Annotated in this window: 13 protein-coding genes; 12 read left to right on the forward strand and 1 reads right to left on the reverse strand. The window is 59.2% G+C overall.

The genetic code is table 11. The features are described from left to right. Window positions 1–110 precede the first annotated feature (110 nt). A complete protein-coding gene (locus tag AC3RLQ_RS27405) occupies window positions 111–2,483 on the forward strand; it encodes a neutral/alkaline non-lysosomal ceramidase N-terminal domain-containing protein (RefSeq protein ID WP_493031821.1) in 2,373 nt (790 codons plus the stop codon). On the opposite strand, the gene AC3RLQ_RS27410 is transcribed toward AC3RLQ_RS27405, so the two are convergent. Further along, window positions 2,464–3,732, reverse strand: a complete 1,269-nt coding sequence (locus tag AC3RLQ_RS27410) for an NPCBM/NEW2 domain-containing protein (protein WP_493031822.1) — start codon at window positions 3,730–3,732, stop codon at window positions 2,464–2,466. The genes AC3RLQ_RS27405 and AC3RLQ_RS27410 overlap by 20 nt on opposite strands. A gap of 75 nt (window positions 3,733–3,807) precedes the next feature. On the opposite strand from AC3RLQ_RS27410, the gene AC3RLQ_RS27415 reads away from it, so the two are divergent. From AC3RLQ_RS27415 to AC3RLQ_RS27465, 11 genes are read left to right on the forward strand one after another with little or no spacing between them, the layout of a single operon-like run. Continuing rightward, window positions 3,808–6,012 (forward strand): DUF1549 and DUF1553 domain-containing protein, encoded by a 2,205-nt coding sequence (locus AC3RLQ_RS27415; protein WP_493031823.1) that lies wholly within the window; start codon window positions 3,808–3,810, stop codon window positions 6,010–6,012. A 3-nt stretch (window positions 6,013–6,015) separates the two neighbouring features. Beyond that, a complete protein-coding gene (locus AC3RLQ_RS27420) occupies window positions 6,016–8,226 on the forward strand; it encodes a PPC domain-containing protein (RefSeq protein WP_493031824.1) in 2,211 nt (736 codons plus the stop codon). Next, the gene (locus AC3RLQ_RS27425; protein ID WP_493031825.1) at window positions 8,226–10,511 is read left to right on the forward strand and encodes a c-type cytochrome domain-containing protein; all 2,286 of its coding nucleotides are present in this window, start codon (window positions 8,226–8,228) and stop codon (window positions 10,509–10,511) included. The genes AC3RLQ_RS27420 and AC3RLQ_RS27425 overlap by 1 nt, the downstream gene beginning before the upstream one ends. A gap of 48 nt (window positions 10,512–10,559) precedes the next feature. Continuing rightward, window positions 10,560–11,984, forward strand: coding sequence for a DUF1501 domain-containing protein (locus tag AC3RLQ_RS27430; protein WP_493031826.1), 1,425 nt, complete (start codon window positions 10,560–10,562; stop codon window positions 11,982–11,984). Window positions 11,985–12,041: 57 nt separating this feature from the next. Continuing rightward, window positions 12,042–13,466, forward strand: coding sequence for a DUF1501 domain-containing protein (locus tag AC3RLQ_RS27435; RefSeq protein WP_493031827.1), 1,425 nt, complete (start codon window positions 12,042–12,044; stop codon window positions 13,464–13,466). 34 nt (window positions 13,467–13,500) lie between these two features. Beyond that, window positions 13,501–14,874 (forward strand): hypothetical protein, encoded by a 1,374-nt coding sequence (locus AC3RLQ_RS27440; RefSeq protein WP_493031828.1) that lies wholly within the window; start codon window positions 13,501–13,503, stop codon window positions 14,872–14,874. 14 nt (window positions 14,875–14,888) lie between these two features. Next, window positions 14,889–15,281, forward strand: a complete 393-nt coding sequence (locus AC3RLQ_RS27445) for a RidA family protein (protein ID WP_294403385.1) — start codon at window positions 14,889–14,891, stop codon at window positions 15,279–15,281. A gap of 11 nt (window positions 15,282–15,292) precedes the next feature. Continuing rightward, the gene (locus AC3RLQ_RS27450; RefSeq protein ID WP_493031829.1) at window positions 15,293–16,138 is read left to right on the forward strand and encodes a M15 family metallopeptidase; all 846 of its coding nucleotides are present in this window, start codon (window positions 15,293–15,295) and stop codon (window positions 16,136–16,138) included. Window positions 16,139–16,142: 4 nt separating this feature from the next. Beyond that, on the forward strand, window positions 16,143–18,605 hold the full coding sequence (locus tag AC3RLQ_RS27455; protein ID WP_493031830.1) for a PVC-type heme-binding CxxCH protein: 2,463 nt from the start codon (window positions 16,143–16,145) through the stop codon (window positions 18,603–18,605). Between the two features lie 52 nt (window positions 18,606–18,657). Beyond that, window positions 18,658–19,797 carry an FG-GAP repeat domain-containing protein gene (locus AC3RLQ_RS27460; protein WP_493031831.1) on the forward strand — a complete coding sequence of 380 codons (1,140 nt, stop codon included), beginning with the start codon at window positions 18,658–18,660 and terminating at the stop codon, window positions 19,795–19,797. A gap of 16 nt (window positions 19,798–19,813) precedes the next feature. Further along, window positions 19,814–21,226 (forward strand): neutral/alkaline non-lysosomal ceramidase N-terminal domain-containing protein, encoded by a 1,413-nt coding sequence (locus AC3RLQ_RS27465; protein ID WP_493031832.1) that lies wholly within the window; start codon window positions 19,814–19,816, stop codon window positions 21,224–21,226.

The following is a 21,226-nucleotide window of genomic DNA, read 5'->3' on the forward strand; positions in this document are numbered from 1 at the left end:
CGGTCTTCTAAACTCTCGCGGTGTTTAAATCTGTGCTCCCTCATGTCAGTGCCCTCAGCAGTCGAGCAAAGAACAGGCACCGCCCCCGCGTAGTGCTCCAGCACACGCCCATGCACCTCCGCCTCCTCGCCTTCTTCCTCCTGCTCTGGCCCCTGACCGGCTTCTCCGCAGACACCCTCATCCCCGCCGGCGCCTCCTCCATCGACATCACCCCGGACTACCCCGTCCGCCTCAGCGGCTACGGTGGCCGTCGCGCCCCAAACACCGGCGTCTCCCAGCACATCTTCGCCAAAGCCCTCGCCCTCGGCGCTGATGCCGAAGGCCCCGCCATCCTCGTCACCGTGGACAACGTCGGCGTCCCAGCCTCCATGCGCGCTGAAGTCCTGCGCCGTCTCCAAGCAGACACCAAAGCCACCGACGCCCGCTTCGCCATCTGCTCCAGCCACACCCACTGCGCACCCATGCTCATCGGCGTGCTCCCCAATCTCTTCGGCATGGACATCCCCGCCGAGCACCTCCCGGCCATTGAGCGCTACACCCGCGAACTCACCGACAACATCGAAAAAGCCGCCCGCGCCGCACTCGCAAATAGAAAACCCTCCACACTCGCCTGGGGCATCGGCAAAGTCGGCTTCGCCGCCAACCGCCGCCTTTTCCCACTGAAGCCCATCGACCACGATCTCCCCGTCCTTCGTATCACCGGCACCGATGGCAAAGTCCGCGCCATCTTCACCAGCTACGCCTGCCACTGCACCACCATCGGCATCGATGAAATCCACGGCGACTGGGCAGGCGTCGCGCAAGAAGCCCTCCAGCGCGAATTCCCCGGAGCCATCGCCCTCACCGCCCTCGGCTGTGGAGCCGATCAAAATCCCAACCCACGCCGCACCATGGAACTCGTCAAACAATACGGCGAAGACCTCGGCGCCGAAGCCAAGCGCATCGCCACCAGCGAACTCAAACCCCTCACCGGCCCGCTCGCCTGCCAGGCCAAACAAATTGACCTCGCCTTCGACACCCTCCCCACCCGCGAAGAATGGCAGACCCTCGCCGCCTCCAAAACGCCTGCCATCGCCTACCACGCAAAGAAGAACCTCGCCCGTCTCGATCGCGGCGAAAAACTCCCTACCCATCTGCCCTACCTCGTCCAGCGCTGGAGCTTCGGCAAGGACATGGCCATGGTCTTCCTCCCCGGCGAAATCACCGTCGACTACTCCCTCCGCATCAAACGCGAATTCGACCGCTCCCGCATGTGGGTCAACGGCTACTCCAACGACGTCCCCTGCTACGTCCCCTCACGTCGTATCCTCGAAGAAGGCGGCTACGAAGGCGCCGGTGCCATGGTCTACTACGACCGCCCCACCAAGTTCGCCCCCGATGTCGAAGACCGCATCATGACCGCAGTGCATGCCGTCACCCCCAAAGAATTCCTCACCCGCCCGGACCAAATCAAACCCGCTGAAGCACCATCAGCCATCCCTTACCCCGACCACTCCAGCCTCCTCATCGTCCGCGATAGCAAAGGCACCGACCGCCCCGTCCAAACCGCCGCCGACTGGGCCGAACGCGTCACTCACATCAAAAACAACATGCAGCAAGTCATGGGCCCCCTCCACGACACCTCCCGCTGGACACCTCTCGATGTAAAAATCATCTCCGAAGAAAAAACACCCAAGTACCTCCGCCGCAAAATCCACTTCACCCCCGAACTCGGCGATAGCGTCCCCGCATGGCTCCTCATTCCCCATGAGGCCACCAAAGCCCCCGCCATGCTCTGCCTCCATCAAACCACCCAGATCGGCAAAGACGAACCCGCAGGCCTCGGCGGCAAGCCCTCCCTCCACTACGCCCACGAACTCGCCGAACGCGGCTACGTCTGCCTCGTCCCCGACTATCCCTCCTTCGGCGAATACCCCTACGACTTCAAAACCCAGGGTTCTCACCACGCCAGCGGCTCCATGAAAGCCATCTGGAACAACATGCGCGCCGTCGATCTCCTGCAATCGCTCCCCCAGGTAAACAAAGACCGCATCGGCGTCATCGGCCACTCCCTCGGCGGACACAACTCACTCTTCACCGCCGTCTTCGATGATCGCATCAAAGCCGTCGTCACCAGCTGCGGCTTCACCCCCTTCCACGACTACTACAGCGGCAAAGTCGCCGGCTGGACCAGCGACCGCTACATGCCCCGCATCCGCGATATGTACGAAAACAACGCCGACAAAATCCCCTTCGACTTCTACGAAATCCTCGCCGCCATCGCCCCCCGCGCCGTCTTCTCCAACTCCCCCATCCACGACACCAACTTCGACATCACCGGCGTCCGCAAAGCCTTCACCAAAGCCACCGAAATCTACACCCTACTCAAAGCCGAAAAAAACCTCACCCTAGTCACACCCGACGCCCCCCACGACTTCCCCGAAGCCGAACGCCAAGCCGCTTACGAGTGGCTGGACAGCATCCTCAAGGTTTCACCAAAGTAGGCTCCGCCCAGATCGCATAGTTGCTCTTCGCATCCAGACCCCGTGAGGTCAGCGCAAGCTGAAGCTCCGTCACCCCTGCCACATCACATTCCAGCAACTTCGCCGGATCAGTCCCATTCAGAATAGCCGTCGTCAGCACCTTGCCATCCCCGCTGACCGTAAACTCTACCCGCCCCTTGGCCCCCAATTCCGGATGCAATCCCGCCAGCACCGTGAAGCGCGCATAAACATCTTTCGGCAGCAAAAAAGTCAGCGCCTTCCCCATGCCCGCGCTGATCCCATTTTTGAACTCCTGATTGCTGGATCCGACACAAAGTTTGAGCGGAATCTCCGCGGTCCCACCCGCCAAAATCACCCCGCTGCGCGCATGCCCCCAGTTCGGCGAGCTGAAAAACTGCGACTGCGGATAGTAGCAACTGGCAGCCTCCAGTGGAAAGAAGCTGCCAATCTGCACCTCCTTCAGCGCCGCCTGCTCTTCCGCTGCAAACTTCTGCATCCCGAGGCAAAGGATCGTATAAACCGCATCCGCCACCACCTGTGCGTCCATCGTCGCCGCCCGCAGCTGATGCTTCACGACACTTCCCTTGTCCTCCTTGTACAGTGCCTGGATGATCGGCACCGTGGTGCTGCGCGCATTCAGAATCTCATCATGCACCCGGTGCATGAGCCTCCATGCAGCTTCATTCACCGTGGTTCCAAGCAGCTTCGGTTGATACCCCTCAATGCTCACCTTGAAGTCCCCGTTCTCAATCGGTCCATGCATGAGCTGGCCCTTCATGGAATCCGAAGGCGGCAGGAACTGCTGCAGCAGCGTAAACATGTTGTCCCCGGGCACCGTGTGCGAAGGACTGCCATAATCTTCAATCTGATGGCAGACCGTGCCCATGTAACGCGCTGCATCGCCAAGCTTCCCGTTGCGCAAAGATGCAACCGCCTGCTCCATGAAGTAACGCATCGCCTCAAGATATTCCGGCTGCTGCGTCGGCAGGTGCAGGATCTTCAAGTACACCTCGTTGGGCACTGACTCCATTTTGGCGTACTTGGCGTTTTCCTTGTCCGAGAACACATGATCCGGGATCATGCAGTAGTTGTCTCCCAGTTGCGCCAATTCACCACCCAGTGCCTCCTTTTGCCACGCCGGCAAAACCTCCAGCGCCGCACGTGTGATGGCATGATGCGGCTCTCCCCAGCCCAAGACCAAGGAGGGAGTTGCAAGGGTGAAAAGAGCGGCAAATGCGAGCTGTCTCATTGTGATTGAAGTTAATACTAAAGTTACTGAATGCGAAAAAGGGGTGCCCCAAACCGTAGGTTTGAAGTGATAACAATGAAAGCACCTCTTAAAGCATGGATGATCGTGATGCTCGCCGGAACGAGTTTCGCGGCGGAATCGTCACGCCCCTTAAGCTTCGTCAATGATATTCAGCCCATCCTCACCAAGGCAGGCTGCAATGCAGGTGTATGCCATGCCAAGGCGATCACCGGGCAGCGCGGCTTCCGTCTGAGCGTGCTGGGATTTGAGCCTGAAGAAGATTACGAAGCGATTGTGAAGCAGGGGAAGGGGCGGCGTGTGTTTCCGCCGGCCCCGGAGGAAAGTCTGCTCATCACCAAGGGCGCAGCCATCGTGCCGCACACAGGCGGGAAGAAACTGGAACCGGGCTCCGAAGACTACAAGATGCTCGTGCGCTGGATTGCCGAAGGCATGAACTATGCGCAAAAGGATGAGGCCAAGCTCAGCAGCATCTTGGTGGAACCAGCGCGCGTGACGATGAAAGTTAAGACCACGCAGCAGCTCAAAGTAACCGCACGCTACTCGGATGGCAGCAGCCGGGATGTGACCAAACTGGCGCTCTTTGAAGCCAATGACCGCGCCATGGCCGAGGCAGGAGAGCAGGGATTGGTAAAGACCTTGGATATTCCCGGTAATGTGGCTGTGATGGTGCGCTTTGGTGGCCGTGTTTCCGTCTGCAGCGTCTCGATTCCACTGGGCGCGCCCGTTGACTCGCTTCCACCGGTAAAGAATTTCATCGACCAGCATGTGTTTGCCAATTTGAAGCAGATTGGCGTGCCACCTTCACCCCTTTGCGACGATTCGACCTTTCTGCGCCGCATCTCGCTCGACATCGGTGGCCGCCTGCCTACGGCGGAAGAGACAAAGGCTTTCCTGGAGAGCCAGGCGCCTGACAAGCGGGACCGCGCCATCGAGACCCTTCTGAACAGCCCCGACTACGCGGACTACTTCGCCAACAAATGGACTTCGCTTCTCAAGAACACCCGTTCGGAAGCGGCAGACATCACCTCGAACTTCGCTTTCCACGCCTGGATGCGCGACAGCCTGCTGGCGAACACCAAGTACGACCAGATCGTGCGTCAGATCCTCGCCTCCACCGGCACCATCGTTTCAAATCCTCCGGTAGCCTGGTATAAGCGCGTGAAAGAGCCCACCACGCAGCTCGAAGACGTTGCACAGCTTTTCCTCGGCGTGCGCATGCAGTGCGCGCAATGCCATCATCATCCCTTTGAACGCTGGACTCAAGCGGAGTACTACCACCTCGCCGCGTTCTTCAGCCAGATTGGTCGCAAACCGACCGCCATCGCCGGCGAAGACCTCATTTTCCACAAGCGAGGCATCGCGCAGACCGAGCATCGCAAAACTCGCGTGATGCTGAAGCCCGCCGGTCTCGGCGAGCCGGAACTGGACATCGCCCCAGATGACGATCCCCGCCTCGCGCTGGTGGATTGGATGAGCAAGAAGGACAATCCCTTCTTCGCCAAGTCTCTCGTGAACCGCTACTGGAAGCATTTCTTCAAGCGTGGTCTCGTTGAGCCCGAGGATGATCTGCGCGACACGAATCCGCCGACCAATCCCGATCTCTTCGAGGCGTTGGCCAAAAGCTTCACGGACAGCGGTTACGATTTGAAAGCACTCGTGCGCACCATCACGCAAAGCCATGCATATCAGCTCAGTTCCACGCCGAACCAGTACAATGCCGTCGATCGGCAGGCCTACTCCCACTACTACCCAAGACGCATGACCGCCGAGGTCATGCTCGACAGCATCGACATGGTCACCGGTTCCAAGACCGACTTCGCCGACCTCCCCGCTGGCACACGCGCCATATCGCTGCCGGACAACAGCTACAACCGCGCCGCTCCTTTCCTCAAAGTCTTCGGCCGTCCTGAAGGCGCCAGCGTCTGCGAGTGCGAGCGCGTGTCGTCCGCCAGCCTGGCGCAAAGCCTGCACCTCATGAACGCCGCCGACGTGAAGGCCAAGCTCACCGCCAGCGGGGGGCGCGCCGAATCCTTGAGCAAGGCCGAGATGCCCGAGCCCAAGCGCATCCGTGAGCTCTACCTCGCCGCCTTCTCCCGCGAACCCACCGCCGATGAAGTGCGAATCAGTGAAAATTATGTCGTCAAGCCCCGCACTGATGCTGCTGGGAAACCGCTCGATTCCCAGCGTGCGAAGCGCAACGGCTACGAAGACCTGCTTTGGGCGCTGCTGAATACGAAGGAATTTTTGTACAATCACTAATCTATGCTCGCGAAATCCACACTCACACTCGCCGTCTTCACATGGATGGCTGCTTCGGCCCTCGCCCAGCAGGTCACACTGCCGTTGCCACGTCTGCTCACGGTCATGCCCATGGGCGGACAGGCGGGCACGACTGTTGAGGTCACGATCACCGGCGAGAACACGGAGAACATCAGCGAACTGATGTTCTCGACGCCAAAGATCACCGCGAAGCCGGTCGCAGGTACGGAGAACAAGTTCACCGTGAGCATTGCGGCGGATGCACCGGTTGGCGTTTATGATGCGCGGGTGATGTCACGACTTGGGGTCTCGGCAGCGCGTGCGTTTTCGGTGAACAAACTGCCGGAGGTGATTCGCACCAAGGCGAACAACTCGGTGGAGACGGCGATGGTGCTGCCTCTGGGAACCATCTGCAATGCGACGATGACGAAGCGGTCGGTGGATTTTTATGCATTCCAAGGCGTGAAAGGGAAACGCGTGGCAGTGGACTGCGCTGCTACGGGCATTGACTCCCGACTGACGCCGGTGCTGATTCTGGCGGACGCCAAGGGCGGTGATTTGAAAGTGAACCGCACGGGAGGCGTGATCGACTTCACCCCACCTGCTGATGGCACCTACCTGATCAAGGTGAGCGATCTCACCTATCAAGGAGGCGAGCGCCTGTTCTATCGCCTCGCTTTGCAGGAAGTGCCGGGCACCGGACCTGCGCCACGTCAGCCACAAACGCAGACCGTCAGCGCAATGTCCTGGCCGCCAGCCGGTCTTGCTGCGACTGCGAAGGTTAATGAAACGGAGCCGAACAACAAACCTTCTGAAGCGCAGAAGATCACGCTGCCTTGTGACATTGCCGGTTCCTTTTTCCCCGCGGCGGATGTCGATACCTTTGAGTTCACCGCCAAGAAAGGCGAAACCTGGTGGGTCGAAGTGGCCTCAGAGCGCCTCGGCTTGAACACGGATCCCTTTGTGCTCGTGCAGCAGGTAAAAGCAACGGGTGGAAAAGAAACGCTGACCGATGTGGCCGAGTTGTACGACATCGCGCCACCCATGAAGGTCACCAGCAACGGCTACTCTTATGACGGCCCGCCGTATGACGCCGGTTCCCCTGATGTGAACGGCAAGTTTGAGATCAAGGAAGACGGGACCTACCGCCTGCAGGTGCGCGATCTGTTCGGGGGTACGCGCAGCGATGCGAACAACATTTATCGCCTCATCGTGCGTCAGGCCACGCCCGATTTCTCCCTCGCTGCCTGGGCTGTTCACATGACACTGCGCAACGGTGACCGCGCTGCGCTTTCCAAGCCGATGGCTCTGCGTGCGGGTGAGACGCGTGCCTTTGAGGTCGCAGTACAGCGTCGCGACGGGTTCGATGGCGAGATTGAGATCGGCATGGAAAACCTGCCGCCTGGGGTGAGTGCCGCCGGATTGAAGATCGCGAAAGGCAAGCCCTATGGTCATCTGATTCTGACTGCCTCAAGCGATGCGAAGCGCGGTTTCTCGCTGGCGAAAATCACTGGCAAAGCCACAGTCAATGGGGCAGTCGTGACGCGCCCGGTGCGTGTGGCGAGCATGGAATGGCCGGTGAAAGATGCGAAGGGCGAGATTCCTGCGCCGCGTCTCATGGCTGACGTTCCGGTTTCCGTGAGTGATTCCGAGCAGGCACCACTGACCATCGCCACTGCTGAAAACAAGGTCTTTGAGGCCAAGGTGGGCGAGACGCTGAAAATCCCGCTCAAGCTCACCTGGCGCAATGAGTTCAACGGCACCTCGATCAAGGTGAAGGCCTACGGCGAAGGTTTCAGCGCCATCAAGGAGTTCGATATTCCTCTCAAAGCAGCCACCTACGAGGCTGTGCTTGATCTTGCCGCGTTGAAGATCGCGCCGGGAGATTACACCTTTGCGTTCCAGAGCCTGGGCATTTGCAAATACCGCTACAATCCTGCTGCCGTGCCACTGGCCGAAGCCGAACAGAAAAAGGCCGAGCAACTCGCTGCCGCAGTGGCCGCCGAAGCTAAAAAACTTGCCGCGACGGATGCGGAAGCCGCGAAGAAGGCCGCCGAGAAGCAAAAGCAGGCCGAGGCAGCGATGGCTGCAGCCACCAGCCGCATGAAGGCCATCACCACGGCGGCTTCGCCCACCGACACTGTGGAGATACTCATTTCTGAACCGATCCGCGTTTCGGTGAAACCCGCAGCAACCACCACCGCCAGCAAGTGATGAAGCCGCATTCACTCCTCGTTCTCTTGTTCACATCGACCGCCGCTCTGGCGGCCGATCTCGACTACTATCGGGACGTTTATCCGTTCCTGAAAGCGAACTGCATTTCGTGTCATAACAAGACGACGACGAAAGCAGATCTGAACATGGAGACACCGGAGTTGATGATCAAAGGCGGCGAAAGCGGTCCTGCGATCATTCCGGGCAACGGGGCAGAAAGTCTGATCGTTACGGCTTCGCTGCATACGAAGGACATGGAAATGCCGCCGCCGAACAACAAGTCTGGCGCAGTGAATCTGATCCCTGAGCAGATCGCCACTTTGAAGGCTTGGATTGACCAGGGTGCAAAGGGTTCGGTGATGGTGGAGCGCGCAGTGGTGCTGCAGGCATTCTCCGCCAGCATTGATCCGATTTACAGCGTGGCGATGACGAAGGACGGGCGGTACGTCGCCTGCGGGCGTTCGAACCATATCTATGTTTATGACATGGCCACGCGACAGTTCGTCGCGCAGATCAGCGACCCTGCGGAGAAAAATGGCGCAGCGCACCGCGCGCTGGTGCAGTCGCTTTCATTCAGCCCGGACGGCACGCGCCTCGCGAGCGGCAGCTTTCGTGAGGTGAAGATTTGGAAACTGGCAGAAGGCAAGCCAATGGCGAGTGCCGCGAAAACGTCCTCGGCTCCCGCGAGCGCCGAGTTGATCAAAAAGATTTCCACCACCGGCAAAGTCACTGTCCTGAGCAGTGCGATGTCTGCCGATGGCAAGCAGGTGGTCACAGGATGTGAGGATGGCTCGGTGCGTGTGTGGGATGCGGCGACCGCGAAGCCGGTCATTGAACTGCGCGGCAGTGTGGCGGCGGCAAAGAAGATGGCGGAACTGGACTGGATCATCGCGGCGCAGACCTTGGAGCAGGCATTTCAAAAGGGTGAGATCACCCGAATCGAGGCCCAGGACAAGGCTCTGGATATTCTACTGGGCAAAGCCAAGGAAGCCATCGTGGCCATGAACAAGGTGCTGCCCGAGAAGCAGAAAGCCGTGCCGCCGACCACCGAGGCGAAAACGACGGCACAGAAAGCTGTCGATGAAGTCGCTGCCAAAATCAAAGCATTGCCTGGCGGCAAACCTGATGCTGCGCTTGAGAAGGAGCTCAAGGCCGCGCAAGAAAAGCTCATCACCGCAAAAATGACGGAGGTTTCCGCGCTCGCGGCCGTCTCCGCCACGCAGAGCAATGTGAAAGACGCCGAGGATGACTTGAAGCGCATCACGGATTCCAAAGCCGTCAATGCCAAGGCGGTTGCTGCTGCGAATGCCGCCATCGCTGCCGCGAAAACTGTGCAGGACAAGGCCACGACCGATCTCGCTGCTGCGAAGCTGGCATTGACGAAGACCACCGCAAAACCCATCGCCGTATCATTCTCCGCCGATGCGCTGCGTGTGGCCTCGATGTTCGATGATGGCAGCCTGCGCGTCTGGGGAACTGCCACTGGTACGCCGATTGAAGAAAGCGCCGGCAGTGCTGCAGCGATTACGACAATCACCTCCTCTCCCGATGGTTCATTTGTGGCGAGCAAGTCCGTGACGCAGTCGGCGGGCACTTCGAAGCAATGGGTCTTGGAGCGCAAAATCGATCAGAAGGGGCTGTTTGCCGATCGTGTGAATGCGGTGCGGTTCAGTCCCGATGGCAAAACCCTCGCCACAGGGGGCGGTGAGCTGTCACGCAGCGGCGACATCATTTTCTTTGACGTCGCAACTGGCAAGGCCACGCAGACCTGGAAGGAAAAGCATGCTGATACGGTGCTCTGCCTTGATTACTCGCCGGATGGAAAGCGTCTGGCCTCCGGTGGTGCGGATAAAATCGCGCGTGTCACTGACATCGCCACGGGCAAGCAGTTGAACCTTTTCGAAGGCCACACTCATCACGTCATGGGTGTTGCGTTCCGCAGTGATGGCCGCGTGCTTGCCACGGCGGGTGCGGAGGGCACGGTGGTGACTTGGGACATGATCATCGGCGAGCGGAAGAGAAAGATCGAAGGCTGGACCAAGGAGGTCACTTCGTTGCAGTTCATCGGGGCCACGAATCAAATCGTCACCTCCGCGGGTGACAACCGCATCCGCATTGTCACCGACGATGGCACCGAAGTCCGCGCCATGGCCAATCTGCCAGACTACATGCAGGCCGCCGTCAGCGCGCCCAATGGCAGCGCCATCATCGGCGGTGGTGAAGACAGCATCCTGCGAGTGTGGGATGGCGCAGGAAAAGAGCTGGTGGCGTTTGGGGCGAAGTAGCTCATTCGCTGGGAGGAAAGGCCGCTTTTTATTACGTGAATTTTTCCCATGTCCTCCCTCATCCAGCCTCCTTCTTCCGTGCGTTGCGCCGGTCCCATGCAGCGCCGCGCTTTCATGCAGTTTGGTCTGACCGGCATGGCGACCCTGAGCTGGCCGAGCCTGCTCAAGCTGCGTGCGGCTAACGCGGCGCTGCCCAAGAGTGAGCGTCAATCCATCATCATGGTCTGGCTGCCGGGCGGTCAGTCGCACATCGACACCTACGATCCGAAGCCGGAATCCAGCAGCGAGTATCGTGGGCCGTTCAAGACGATTTCCACCAAGATCCCGGGCACGCATTTCACGGAGTTGATGCCGTTGCAGGCGAAGATTGCGGACAAGTTCACGGTGCTGCGCTCGATGAATCAAACGGCGGGCGGGCATCCGGCAGGAACGCTGCAAATGCTCTCGGGTGATCCTGATACGCGCGACAAACCAGTGCCGCGTCTGCCGGACTGGATGTCCGTGGCGCACTATCTGCGCTCCAAAAATCCACAGCGGTCGCAGGCGCTGCCAAACTATGTCAGCGTCAATCCGATCAATGCGTCCTACAGCGGACCGGCATATCTGGGCGCATCCTATGCACCGTTCTCAGTGAGCGAGGATCCGAACCGCCCGAGTTTTGAAGTGCCGAACATTGGCCTGCCGGATGAGGCGGAGACGCGCCGGCTCAGCGACCGCGTCGCGCTGCGTCGCAGCCTCGACAAGATGGAACGCGCGTTTGATCGCGAGGGCGAACTCGGTGCGCTCGACCAGTTTGAGTCCCAGGCGATGTCGCTGCTTACGAGTTCACAGACGCGCGATGCTTTTGACCTGAGCAAAGAAGACGTGCGGACACGGGACCGATATGGACGCAATCGCTGGGGGCAGCAGCTGCTGCTCGCGCGGCGTCTGGTGGAGGCGGGAGTGGAGATCATCACCAGCAGCCTGCATGGTCCGCTGTGCGGTCGCACTCAAGTTTGGGATGATCATGCGGTGGACCACCACATCTTTGAGGCGCTGCGATTCCGCATGGGAAACTATGATCAGGCGGTGTCCGCGCTGATCGAGGACATCTATGCACGGGGGCTCGACAAACGCGTGCTGGTGGTCGTCACGGGTGAGTTTGGACGCACGCCGAAAATCACCTTTGACCGCAGCACGGGAGCGGGAGATGCCAGCGGACCTGCGGGCACACTGCAACCGGGCCGCGACCACTGGCCGCGGGCTTTTTCCAACATCTGGGCCGGTGGTGGCATCCAGACGGGGGCGGTCATTGGTGCCACGGACAAACGAGGCGAGGACGTGATCGAGCGGCCGTGCAGCGCGGGGGATTTTCTTGCGACGATCTATCACCATCTGGGCATTGATGCCTCCAAGGTCACGATCAATGACTTCAACGGCCGCCCGACGCCGATTGTCGATCATGGCCGGCCGATTCCAGGTTTGATGGCGTGAGTTTTGCCGAAGCATTGCCCGATAAAGAGATGCATCTCCGAGCGTATGTTTCAGTGCATGTCATCCATTATTCAGCCCCCTTCTCTCGTTCGCTGCGCCGGTCCGCTGTCGCGCCGCAGTTTCATGCAGTTTGGATTGTCAGGAATGGCGACGCTGAGCTGGCCGGGCCTGCTGAAGCTGCGTGCGGAAAATGCGGCGAAGCCGAAGGGTGAGCGCAAGTCCATCATTATGGTGTGGCTGCCGGGCGGGCAGTCGCACATCGACACCTACGATCCGAAGCCGGAGGCCAGCAGCGAGTATCGCGGGCCGTTCAAGACGATCAGCACCAAGGTTCCGGGCATGCAGTTCACCGAGATGCTGCCGATGAATGCGAAGATCGCGGACAAGTTCACGATTGTGCGCTCCATGAACCAATCGGCGGGCGGACATCCGGCAGGGACGATGCAGATGTTTTCCGGTGACAGTGACACACGAGACAAGCCGAAGCCGCGTCTGCCCGACTGGATGTCGGTGGCGCATTACCTGCGTGCCAAGGAGGGCGGGCGAACGAATCCGCTGCCAAATTACATCGGTGTGCCTGCGGCATCGCCAGAGTATTCGAGTCCGGCTTATCTCGGCGATGCGTATGCGCCATTCGCGGTGAGCGATGATCCAAACCGCCCGAGCTTTCAGGTGCCGAACATCGGGCTGGCTGACGAATCCGAAAATCGCCGTCTCAGCGACCGCATCGTTTTGCGCAAGAGCCTGGACAAGATGGAGCGTGCGTTTGATCGCGAGGGCGAACTCGGTGCGCTGGATGAATTTGAAGCCCAGGCGGCCACGCTGCTGACGAATCCGCACACCCGCGATGCCTTTGACCTGAGCAAGGAGGATGCCGCCATTCGTGACCGTTATGGACGCAACCGCTGGGGGCAGCAGCTTCTGCTGGCGCGTCGCCTTGTCGAAGCAGGCGTTGAAATTGTGACCAGCAGTCTCAGCGGCCCGCTGTGTGGCCGAGTGAACAATTGGGACGACCATGCGGTGAACCAGCATCAGTTTGAAGCGCTGCGTTTCCGCATGCCGACCTATGACCGTGCAGTGTCCGCGCTCATCGAGGACATTTATGCGCGTGGGCTCGATAAACGCGTGCTTGTTGTTGTTACAGGTGAGTTTGGCCGCACGCCGAAGATCAGCTTTGACCGCAGCACAGGCGCGGGTGATGCCAGCGGACCCACCGGCACGCTGCAGCCAGGACGCGACCACTGGCCGCGTGCCTTCACTAATGTGTGGGCCGGCGGCGGCATCCAGACGGGTGGCATCATCGGCGCCAGCGACAAGCGCGGTGAAGATGTGGTCGAGCGCCCCTGCAATGCGAGCGACTTCCTGGCCACGATTTATCATCATCTCGGCATCGACTATTCCAAGGTCACCCTCAATGATCTCAACGGCCGTCCGGTTCACATTGTGGAAAATGGCAGGCCGATTGCGGAGTTGATCGCGTGATGATTTACAGCTTTTGAGAGCGTAGAAGAGAGCCATGCATCTCCGCCCGGCACTTCTTCTTGGTCTTTGCCTCCTCATCTCCAGTGCTTATGCGCAGGAGATCAAGGATGGCAGTTTTCCCATCATCTCGAATCTCAAAGCCGGGGTGGCCAAGGTGGACATCACCCCGCCTGATGCGGCGGAATCCAAAATCGTCGGGCATGTGCGTCAGGTGAGTGGTGTGCGTGATCCGCTGCGTGCAGGAGTTTTGATCCTGGATGATGGCGAAACGAAAGCGGCCATTGTCACGATGGACACCATCGGTGCGTGGGATGACATGGTGCGTGATGCGCGGGCGCGGATTGAGGCTGACACAGGAGTGCCATCCGCGAATATTCTTGTCTCCGCCTCACACAATCATTCGGGGCCTGGGTACATGGAAAACATGCGGTGGGCGGCGGAGTTGATCAAGAAGCTGGGGCTGGCTGCGAAAGAAGCCGCCGCCAGCATGAAGACTGTGAACATCGGCTATGGCGAGGATCGCATCAGCTTTGGCATCAACCGCCGCAAAACGTATGATGGCCGGGCGGTGGTGAGTTTGAACCCCGACGGACCCAATGACAAGCGTGTGAAGGTGCTGCGCTTTGATGATGGCCGCACGCTCACACCGCTGGCGGTGATCATGCACGCGGTCTGTCATCCGTGCTTTTTCACCTGGGGCGACAAAGGATCGCAGCCATATCCAAAGGGGTATCCGAAAATGAGCGCTGACTTCCCAGGAGAGGCACAGACGTTTGTGGAGATGTGCTACGCGCAAAAAACCAGTGCTTTGTTTATGCAGGGCTGTGCCGGAGACATCCGGCCCAATCTACCCGGGTATCCGTATCGCTGCGCAGACGAGGCGGACATCCAGTGGGCGGGCCGCGATCTCGGCGGCGCGGTGGCGCGTGCGGCGGCATTCAGCGTGACACGTGAGCAACTGCGCAAACGCGAAACCTTTTACCCCATCCGTGTCGCCAGCGAGGTGGTGGAACTGCCGGGCAAAGATCAGCCGGTGCGCGCTGAACTGATGGCGATGAAGATCGGCCCTTTTCTTCTGCTGACCATGCCGGGTGAGCCGATGGTGGAATACGGTTTCAAACTTGAACAGGCCATCGCCAACCGGGCCACGCCCATCATCGTCGGCTACGCGAACGGAAACATTGGCTATATCGCCACGGCGGATGCCCATACGGTGGGTGGTTACGAGCCCAACTTGTCCAAGCTCAAGCCCGAAGCTGAAGCGATCATTTTGAAGAAGCTTGGCGCGCTGGCGGATCGAGTGGTCGGCGATGTGTTTGAGAGTTTCTCGAAACATCCGAAAGATATGCAGAAGCGCGAAGCCGAGGAAAAAGCGCGCCTGCAGTCCGCGCCAGCCGGCAAACCCTGATCTTCTTTTTCATCATGACCCATCCACTTGTTTCTTATCCCCAGCTGCCCGATACGCCGACTTCACATTTGCCCTTCAGTCCCTGCGTGGTGGTGGGGGATTTGATTTTTGTTTCAGGCCAGGCCTCCGTGGATCAAGAGGGGAACATTGTCAGCGATACTTTCGAGGGGGAGTTTCGTCGTAGCATTGAAAATGTGCGCAAGGTGCTGGAAGCCGCAGGAAGCGATCTCGCCCACGTGGTGCAGACGCGGAACTACGTGCGAGATGCGGAGGACGTGCCGCTGTACAACCAGCTCTACCGTGAATACTTCCCGCAGCCCTCGCCTGCGCGCACCACGATCACGAACTGCCTGCCGCCCACGCTGCGCTATGAGGTGGAGGCCGTGGCGGTACGCAAAACCAACTGAACTAACTGCTTATGAACAACGACGAAGCAGCACGCCGTGCCTACTGGGCGGATCAAATGGAGCAAGGCTATGCGATTGTGCAGAAGCTCATCGAGTTTCCTGTCAATGAATGTGGCGAGAGGTTTGCCTCGATCCCTGATGCCGCTGCGGCGGCGAATGTGGAGATGCTGTTTTCCACCAGCAAGATCGCCGGGGATCTGGACCGCGTTTACTTCCTGCGCGAGAGCCTGGTGCGAGACGTCATCACCATCGGGCGCGAGATGAACGAGCGTGGCTGGATCTTGAAGATTGAGGACGGGTTTCGTTCGCTGGACATGCAGCGGCAGCTGGTGCGCAAGCCTTCGGTGTTTGACACGGTTTTGAAGAAGTGCATCTGGGAGCTCGGGGGAGAGATTCCGAGCACGGAGATGATGTTTAGGCGTGCCATTGTGCTGACGGCGAACATGCCGAAGATCGGGGCGCACATGTCGGGTTCAGCCATCGACATTTCGGTTTTTCGTCGCGATGATGGCACCGAGGTGTGGCGCGGCTATCCGTATCTGGAAATGAGCGAATGCACTCCGATGAGGTCGCCTTTCGTCGCTCCTGAGCATGTCGCCACACGGCTAGAGATCGCGGCGATGATGGAAAAGCATGGCTTCATTCATTTCCCGTTCGAGTTCTGGCACTTCGACAAAGACGATGCCGGGATGCATATCCTGACTGGGAATCCAGCTCCCTGCCGCTTTGGCCCAGTGAACTGGGATCCGGTCACCAACGAAGTCACGCCAGTCTCAGATCCACTCACCCTGCTCAATCCGCTGCCGGTCATCGAAAGAGAAATCGCCGCAGCCTTGGAACGCGTCCGCAATGCATAACTCTATGAAACCACTCCACTTGCTTCTACTGCTGCCAGCTTTCGCCGCGCTGGGTGCCGCACCGACCAAATCACCGGAAGTGCCGGCGCAGCTGCCGCCGCAGATCGAAACGTTGCAGCCGGGCGTCAAGCTCACGCTGCTCGCTGAGCATCCGGATCTGGTGACGCCGACGGGCATCGCTGTGGACAAGAACGGGAGCATCTATTCGATTTCCTGCCATACGCATTTCCGGCCGGAAGACTATGATGGGCCGGTGCATGATGAGGTGGTGGTCTTTGATGCGAACGGCAAGAACCGCCGGGTGTTTTACAACAAGACTGATGCGACGATGCATGTGGAGATCGGGCCGGATGGCTGGATCTACCTTGCGGAGCGGGACCGCGTGCTGCGTGTGAAGGACACCAATGGTGATGGCGTGGGTGATCTGGAGGAGAATCTGGCCACGCTCGATTCCGTGGCGGATTATCCACACAATGGGCTGAGCGGCATGGCCTGGCATCCTGATGGCGGGCTGGTCTTTTCGCTCGGTGAGAATTTTGGCAAGGACTGGACGCTCACGGCCAAGGATGGCTCCAAGGTCAGCGGACGTGGTGAGGGCGGTGTGTTTCGCTGCACAGCGGATGGTGCGCAGATGCGCCGCATCGCCCGGGGTTTCTGGAATCCGTTTGGATTGATGGTGCGCAAAGATGGAGAGATCTTCGCTGCTGAAAATGATCCAGGCAGCCGCCCGCCGTGCCGGTTGTTGTATGTCGTGGAAGGCGCGGACTACGGTTTCCAGTGGGTGTATGGCAGCGCGCCGGTGCATCCTTTCGTGGCATGGAACGGTGAACTGCGCGGTACGCTTGGCATGGTGCATCCTTCTGGCGAAGGCCCCTGTGCCATCGTGGAACTCGGCGGCGGTGTCTTGATCCCGAGCTGGAGTGATCACAGCATTGATTACTTTCCGCTCACTCGAAAAGGTGCGGGATATACTTCAGAGCGGATTCCGCTGGTCAAAGGCAGTGATTTCTTCCGGCCAACGTGCATGGCGGTCGGTCCCGATGGTTCCTACTATCTCAATGACTGGGTGTTCAGCTCTTATCCGATTCACAAGCGCGGGCGTCTTTGGAAGCTGGAGATCGACAAAGCGAAAGCGGCCTGGGTGAAAGGCAAACCGGATGCGTTGAATGATGATGCGCGTCTTGCGGATGATCTGCGCACTGGCAAAGCCACGCTGGATACCCACAAGCTTCTCCAGCTTGCGCGTGGCAAGGATGCGTATCTGGCTGATGCCGCATTGACTGCACTGGCGCGTGTGAAGTGGACGGTTGATAAGCTGAAGCAGCTGCCGGCGCAAGACCGTCTCTGGGCCTTCGTGGCTCTGCGGCGGGTTGATTTGAACGATGACCGATGGGTGAGCGCTTTCTTGAGTGATAACGATCCTGAGATGCGGTTCGAGTGCCTGCGCTGGATTGCGGATGCGGTTTTGACCAAGTTCACGCCGCAGGTGGAGGCAATGCTGTCAGACTCGACGCTCGACTATCATCTGTTTGAAGCCGTTCTGGCCACCTGGAACACGCTGCGCGGTGATCCTGCCGCAGGTGTGACGAATCCTGAGGTGCTCGTTGAGCGCATCACCAACCCCAAGACGCCCGCACGGCTCAAAGGCTATGCGCTGCGTCTGGCGCCAGCCACGCACAAGCAACTCACGGTGCCGCTGCTGCGTGAGCTTTTTGCTGCAGGCGATCCCGTGCTGTCTCAGGAAGTGGTGCGTACACTGGTGGCACGCAATGCAGATGATGCGCGCGCGGTGCTGGCGGAGATTGCGGCTGATGAAGCACAAAAAATAGAGGTGCGTGCGGACGCCATCGTGGGACTCGCAAATTCCGCTAAAGCAGAAGAACAGGCACTGTTGGTGAAACTGACTGCTGGCAAGCAGGGGAGTCTGCGCGATGAAGCGCGGCGTGCACTGCGCTACACTGACAAGGACAAGTCGTTTGTGATGAGCACGACTCGCCCTGTGTTTGATGACACCGCTGCGTGGCTGAAGCTGCTGGATGCGCTGCCTGGCAAGGCGGATGTGGAAGCAGGACGTCGTATATTTTTTCATTCCAAGGTGGGGCTTTGCGCCACCTGCCATCGTCACAGTGGGCGAGGCAACGTGGTGGGTCCTGATTTGAGCCTTGTCTCTAAGCAGGGGGATCGCGCGGCGATTTTGCGCTCCATTCTTGAGCCCAGCCGTGAGGTGGCCCCGCAGTACTACCCCTCGCAGGTGAAGCTCAAGGACGGCACCGAGTTCATTGGCATCATGCTGCGCTCTTCCAATACGGAGGTCTTTCGTGATCTCACCGGCAAGGAGCGCTCCTTCCCTCAGACGGACATTGTGAAACGCACGGAGCTGAAAACATCGATCATGCCGCAGGGGCTCGCGGTGTCGCTGACAGATGAAGAATTGAGAGATTTGCTGGCCTTCCTCACCGTTCAGTAGGGGCATGCGCCCCAACTTGCTTCTAGCTGCCCTTTGTTTCACGGCCTCGGTGATGGCTGACGATTCGGTGATCCTGGCACCCGGGACACCTTGGAATCGGCATACCATCGACAACACTTCACGTGGGGCCGATGGGGTGAAACTGGGGGATTTGAACAAGGATGGCCTGCCGGACATTGTGACCGGTTGGGAAGAGGGTGGTGTGGTGCGGGTATATTTGAATCCGGGCACGGCGAAAGCGCGCGAGCCGTGGCCGCAGATCACTGTGGGAGAGGTGAAGAATGTCGAGGAGGCGATCTTCACCGATCTGGATGGTGATGGAGAGTTGGAGGTGGTCAGTGGCACGGAAGGCAAGACCTGTACGCTATACTGGCACCGGCGGGTGGATGGCGCATGGACGACGCAACCCTTTCCTGCAGCGACGAACACGCAGATGTGGATGCAGGTGGCAGCGCTGGATCTCGACGGACAGCATGGGGCAGATTTGCTGGTGGCATCGAAAAACAAAGGCGCTGCGGTGAGCTGGCTGCAGGCTCCGCAGAAGGCGGATGACCTCAAAGCATGGTCACTTCACAAGCTGCGTGATGCCGGCTGGGTGATGTCACTCACGCCGCAGGACATGGATAAGGATGGTGACGCGGATGCTGTGATCAGTGATCGCAAAGGGGAGCGCACGGGCGTCTTCTGGCTGGAAAATCCGGGTGCGGCGGGGAATCGTGAGCATGCAGCGTGGAAAGAGCATGCCATTGGTGGTCTGGGCAAACAGGTCATGTTTGCCGACCTCGGCGATGTGAATGGTGATGGCCTGCTGGATGTCGCGGTGGCGGCGAAACCTGTGGAGATCGTGCTCTGTTTGCGCAAGGCCGATGGTGGCTGGGAAGAGCACGCAGTGAAACTGGATGGCGTAAATTTGGGCGATGCCAAGGCAGTGAAAATTGCGGACGTGAATGGTGACAAGCTGCCGGATCTCTTGTTCACCTGTGAAAATGCCAAAGGGAAACTTGAAGGCATCGTGTGGCTGGAGCAGCAGCGTGATGGGCCCTGGAAGCAGCACACCCTGGGTGGGCCAGAAGGCTTGAAGTATGACCTCATGCAAACGCTGGATCTCGATGGGGATGGCGATCTCGATGTCATCACCTGTGAGGAGCGGGATCAGCTTGGGGTGATTTGGTATGAGAATCCACATAAGTGAGACGTATTGGAGAGCCATGAAATCTGCTGTCTTTGCCCTGCTGCTCATTGCCCCATCCCTGTTTGCGCAAACCAAAACGCTGCGCGCCGGAGCGGCGGCGGTGGACATCACGCCCACGGAGTTTCCGATGAACATGCCGGGAGGATTCAGTGCCAATGCGGCGAACAAGGCGCATGATCCGTTTCATGCCCGTGCTCTGGTGCTGGATGATGGAAAAACGACGGTGGCCATGGTCGTGGTGGATGTTCTGGGTGCGGGGCCGGATGTGCTCAATGAGGCGAAGGCCATCGCAGCGGCCAAGACAGGCATGGCGGCGGATAAGATGCTTATCAGCTCCACGCATACGCACAGCGGGCCTTCGGTGAACACTCGCAGCGAGATGGCTGCGCGTTATTACAAACGGTTTGTGGAGGGGATCGCCGAGTCAATCATCAAGGCGCATGCGGCGCTGAGGCCGGCGTCGGTCGGTGCGGCGGCGCATCCGCTTCCGGATGAGGTTTTCAATCGTCGCTGGTATTTGAAGCCGGGGAAAATGCCGCTGAATCCCTTTGGCCGGATGGACAAGGTGAAGATGAATCCCGGCACCGATCCGAACACTCTGGATCATCCTGCAGGACCCACGGATCCTGACATCACGATCATTTCAGTTCAGGATGCCAAGCGGAAGCCCATTGCCATTTATGCGAACTACTCATTGCACTACGTCGGGGGCGCGCCTGAAGGTCAAATGTCTGCGGATTACTTTGGGGAATTTGCCCGGGTCATGCCTTCGCGTGTGCGTGGTGATGAGAACTTCGTGGCGATGATGTCGAACGGGACCTCCGGCGACATCAACAACATTCCCTTTGGCGTGACGCGTCCGCCACGTGAGCCGTTTGAACAGATCCGCATCGTGGCGCAGAAGGCGGCGGACACGGCCTGGTTTGCGCAGCGGAAGATCGAAAAGCATCGCGGTGATGTGACGCTGGGCATGCTTCAGCGGGAGATCACGCTCAAGTTTCGCCGCCCATCGGAACAGGATGTTGCTGAGGCGAAAGCTGTGCTCGCGGTGAAGGACAAGGAGGCGGTGGAGAAGCTGCCACGTCTGGCGAAAAACTATGCGGGCAGTGTTGTCGCTGCGGCGGAGCGCAAGGAAGAAACTCTCACAGTGCAGCTGCAAGCCATCCGCATCGGCGACCTTGTGGTGTGTGGCATTCCGTTTGAGACTTTTGTCGAAATCGGTCTCGACTTGAAAAAACGCAGCCCATTTCCTCAGACGATGGTCGTGGGTTTAGCCAACGGTCGTCACGGCTATCTGCCCACGTTGGAGCAGCACAAGCTCGGAGGTTATGAGACCTGGCTGGGTACAAATCAAGTGCAGGAGGACACGAGTGTGATTCTCACAGACAATCTGCTGGAGGTGCTGGCGGAATTGAAGAAGGTGGACTGA

It is taken from the genome of Prosthecobacter sp. GW821-HT29F12, from assembly GCF_058803405.1.

Coding starts and splice junctions, on each gene's coding strand:
- AC3RLQ_RS27435 (WP_493031827.1), top strand. CDS start 12,042: ATGTCATCCATTATTCAGCCCCCTTCTCTCGTTCGCTGCGCCGGTCCG.
- AC3RLQ_RS27425 (WP_493031825.1), top strand. CDS start 8,226: ATGAAGCCGCATTCACTCCTCGTTCTCTTGTTCACATCGACCGCCGCT.
- AC3RLQ_RS27465 (WP_493031832.1), top strand. CDS start 19,814: ATGAAATCTGCTGTCTTTGCCCTGCTGCTCATTGCCCCATCCCTGTTT.
- AC3RLQ_RS27430 (WP_493031826.1), top strand. CDS start 10,560: ATGTCCTCCCTCATCCAGCCTCCTTCTTCCGTGCGTTGCGCCGGTCCC.
- AC3RLQ_RS27405 (WP_493031821.1), top strand. CDS start 111: ATGCACCTCCGCCTCCTCGCCTTCTTCCTCCTGCTCTGGCCCCTGACC.
- AC3RLQ_RS27445 (WP_294403385.1), top strand. CDS start 14,889: ATGACCCATCCACTTGTTTCTTATCCCCAGCTGCCCGATACGCCGACT.
- AC3RLQ_RS27420 (WP_493031824.1), top strand. CDS start 6,016: ATGCTCGCGAAATCCACACTCACACTCGCCGTCTTCACATGGATGGCT.
- AC3RLQ_RS27450 (WP_493031829.1), top strand. CDS start 15,293: ATGAACAACGACGAAGCAGCACGCCGTGCCTACTGGGCGGATCAAATG.
- AC3RLQ_RS27440 (WP_493031828.1), top strand. CDS start 13,501: ATGCATCTCCGCCCGGCACTTCTTCTTGGTCTTTGCCTCCTCATCTCC.
- AC3RLQ_RS27460 (WP_493031831.1), top strand. CDS start 18,658: ATGGCTGACGATTCGGTGATCCTGGCACCCGGGACACCTTGGAATCGG.
- AC3RLQ_RS27455 (WP_493031830.1), top strand. CDS start 16,143: ATGAAACCACTCCACTTGCTTCTACTGCTGCCAGCTTTCGCCGCGCTG.
- AC3RLQ_RS27415 (WP_493031823.1), top strand. CDS start 3,808: ATGAAAGCACCTCTTAAAGCATGGATGATCGTGATGCTCGCCGGAACG.
- AC3RLQ_RS27410 (WP_493031822.1), bottom strand. CDS start 3,732: ATGAGACAGCTCGCATTTGCCGCTCTTTTCACCCTTGCAACTCCCTCC.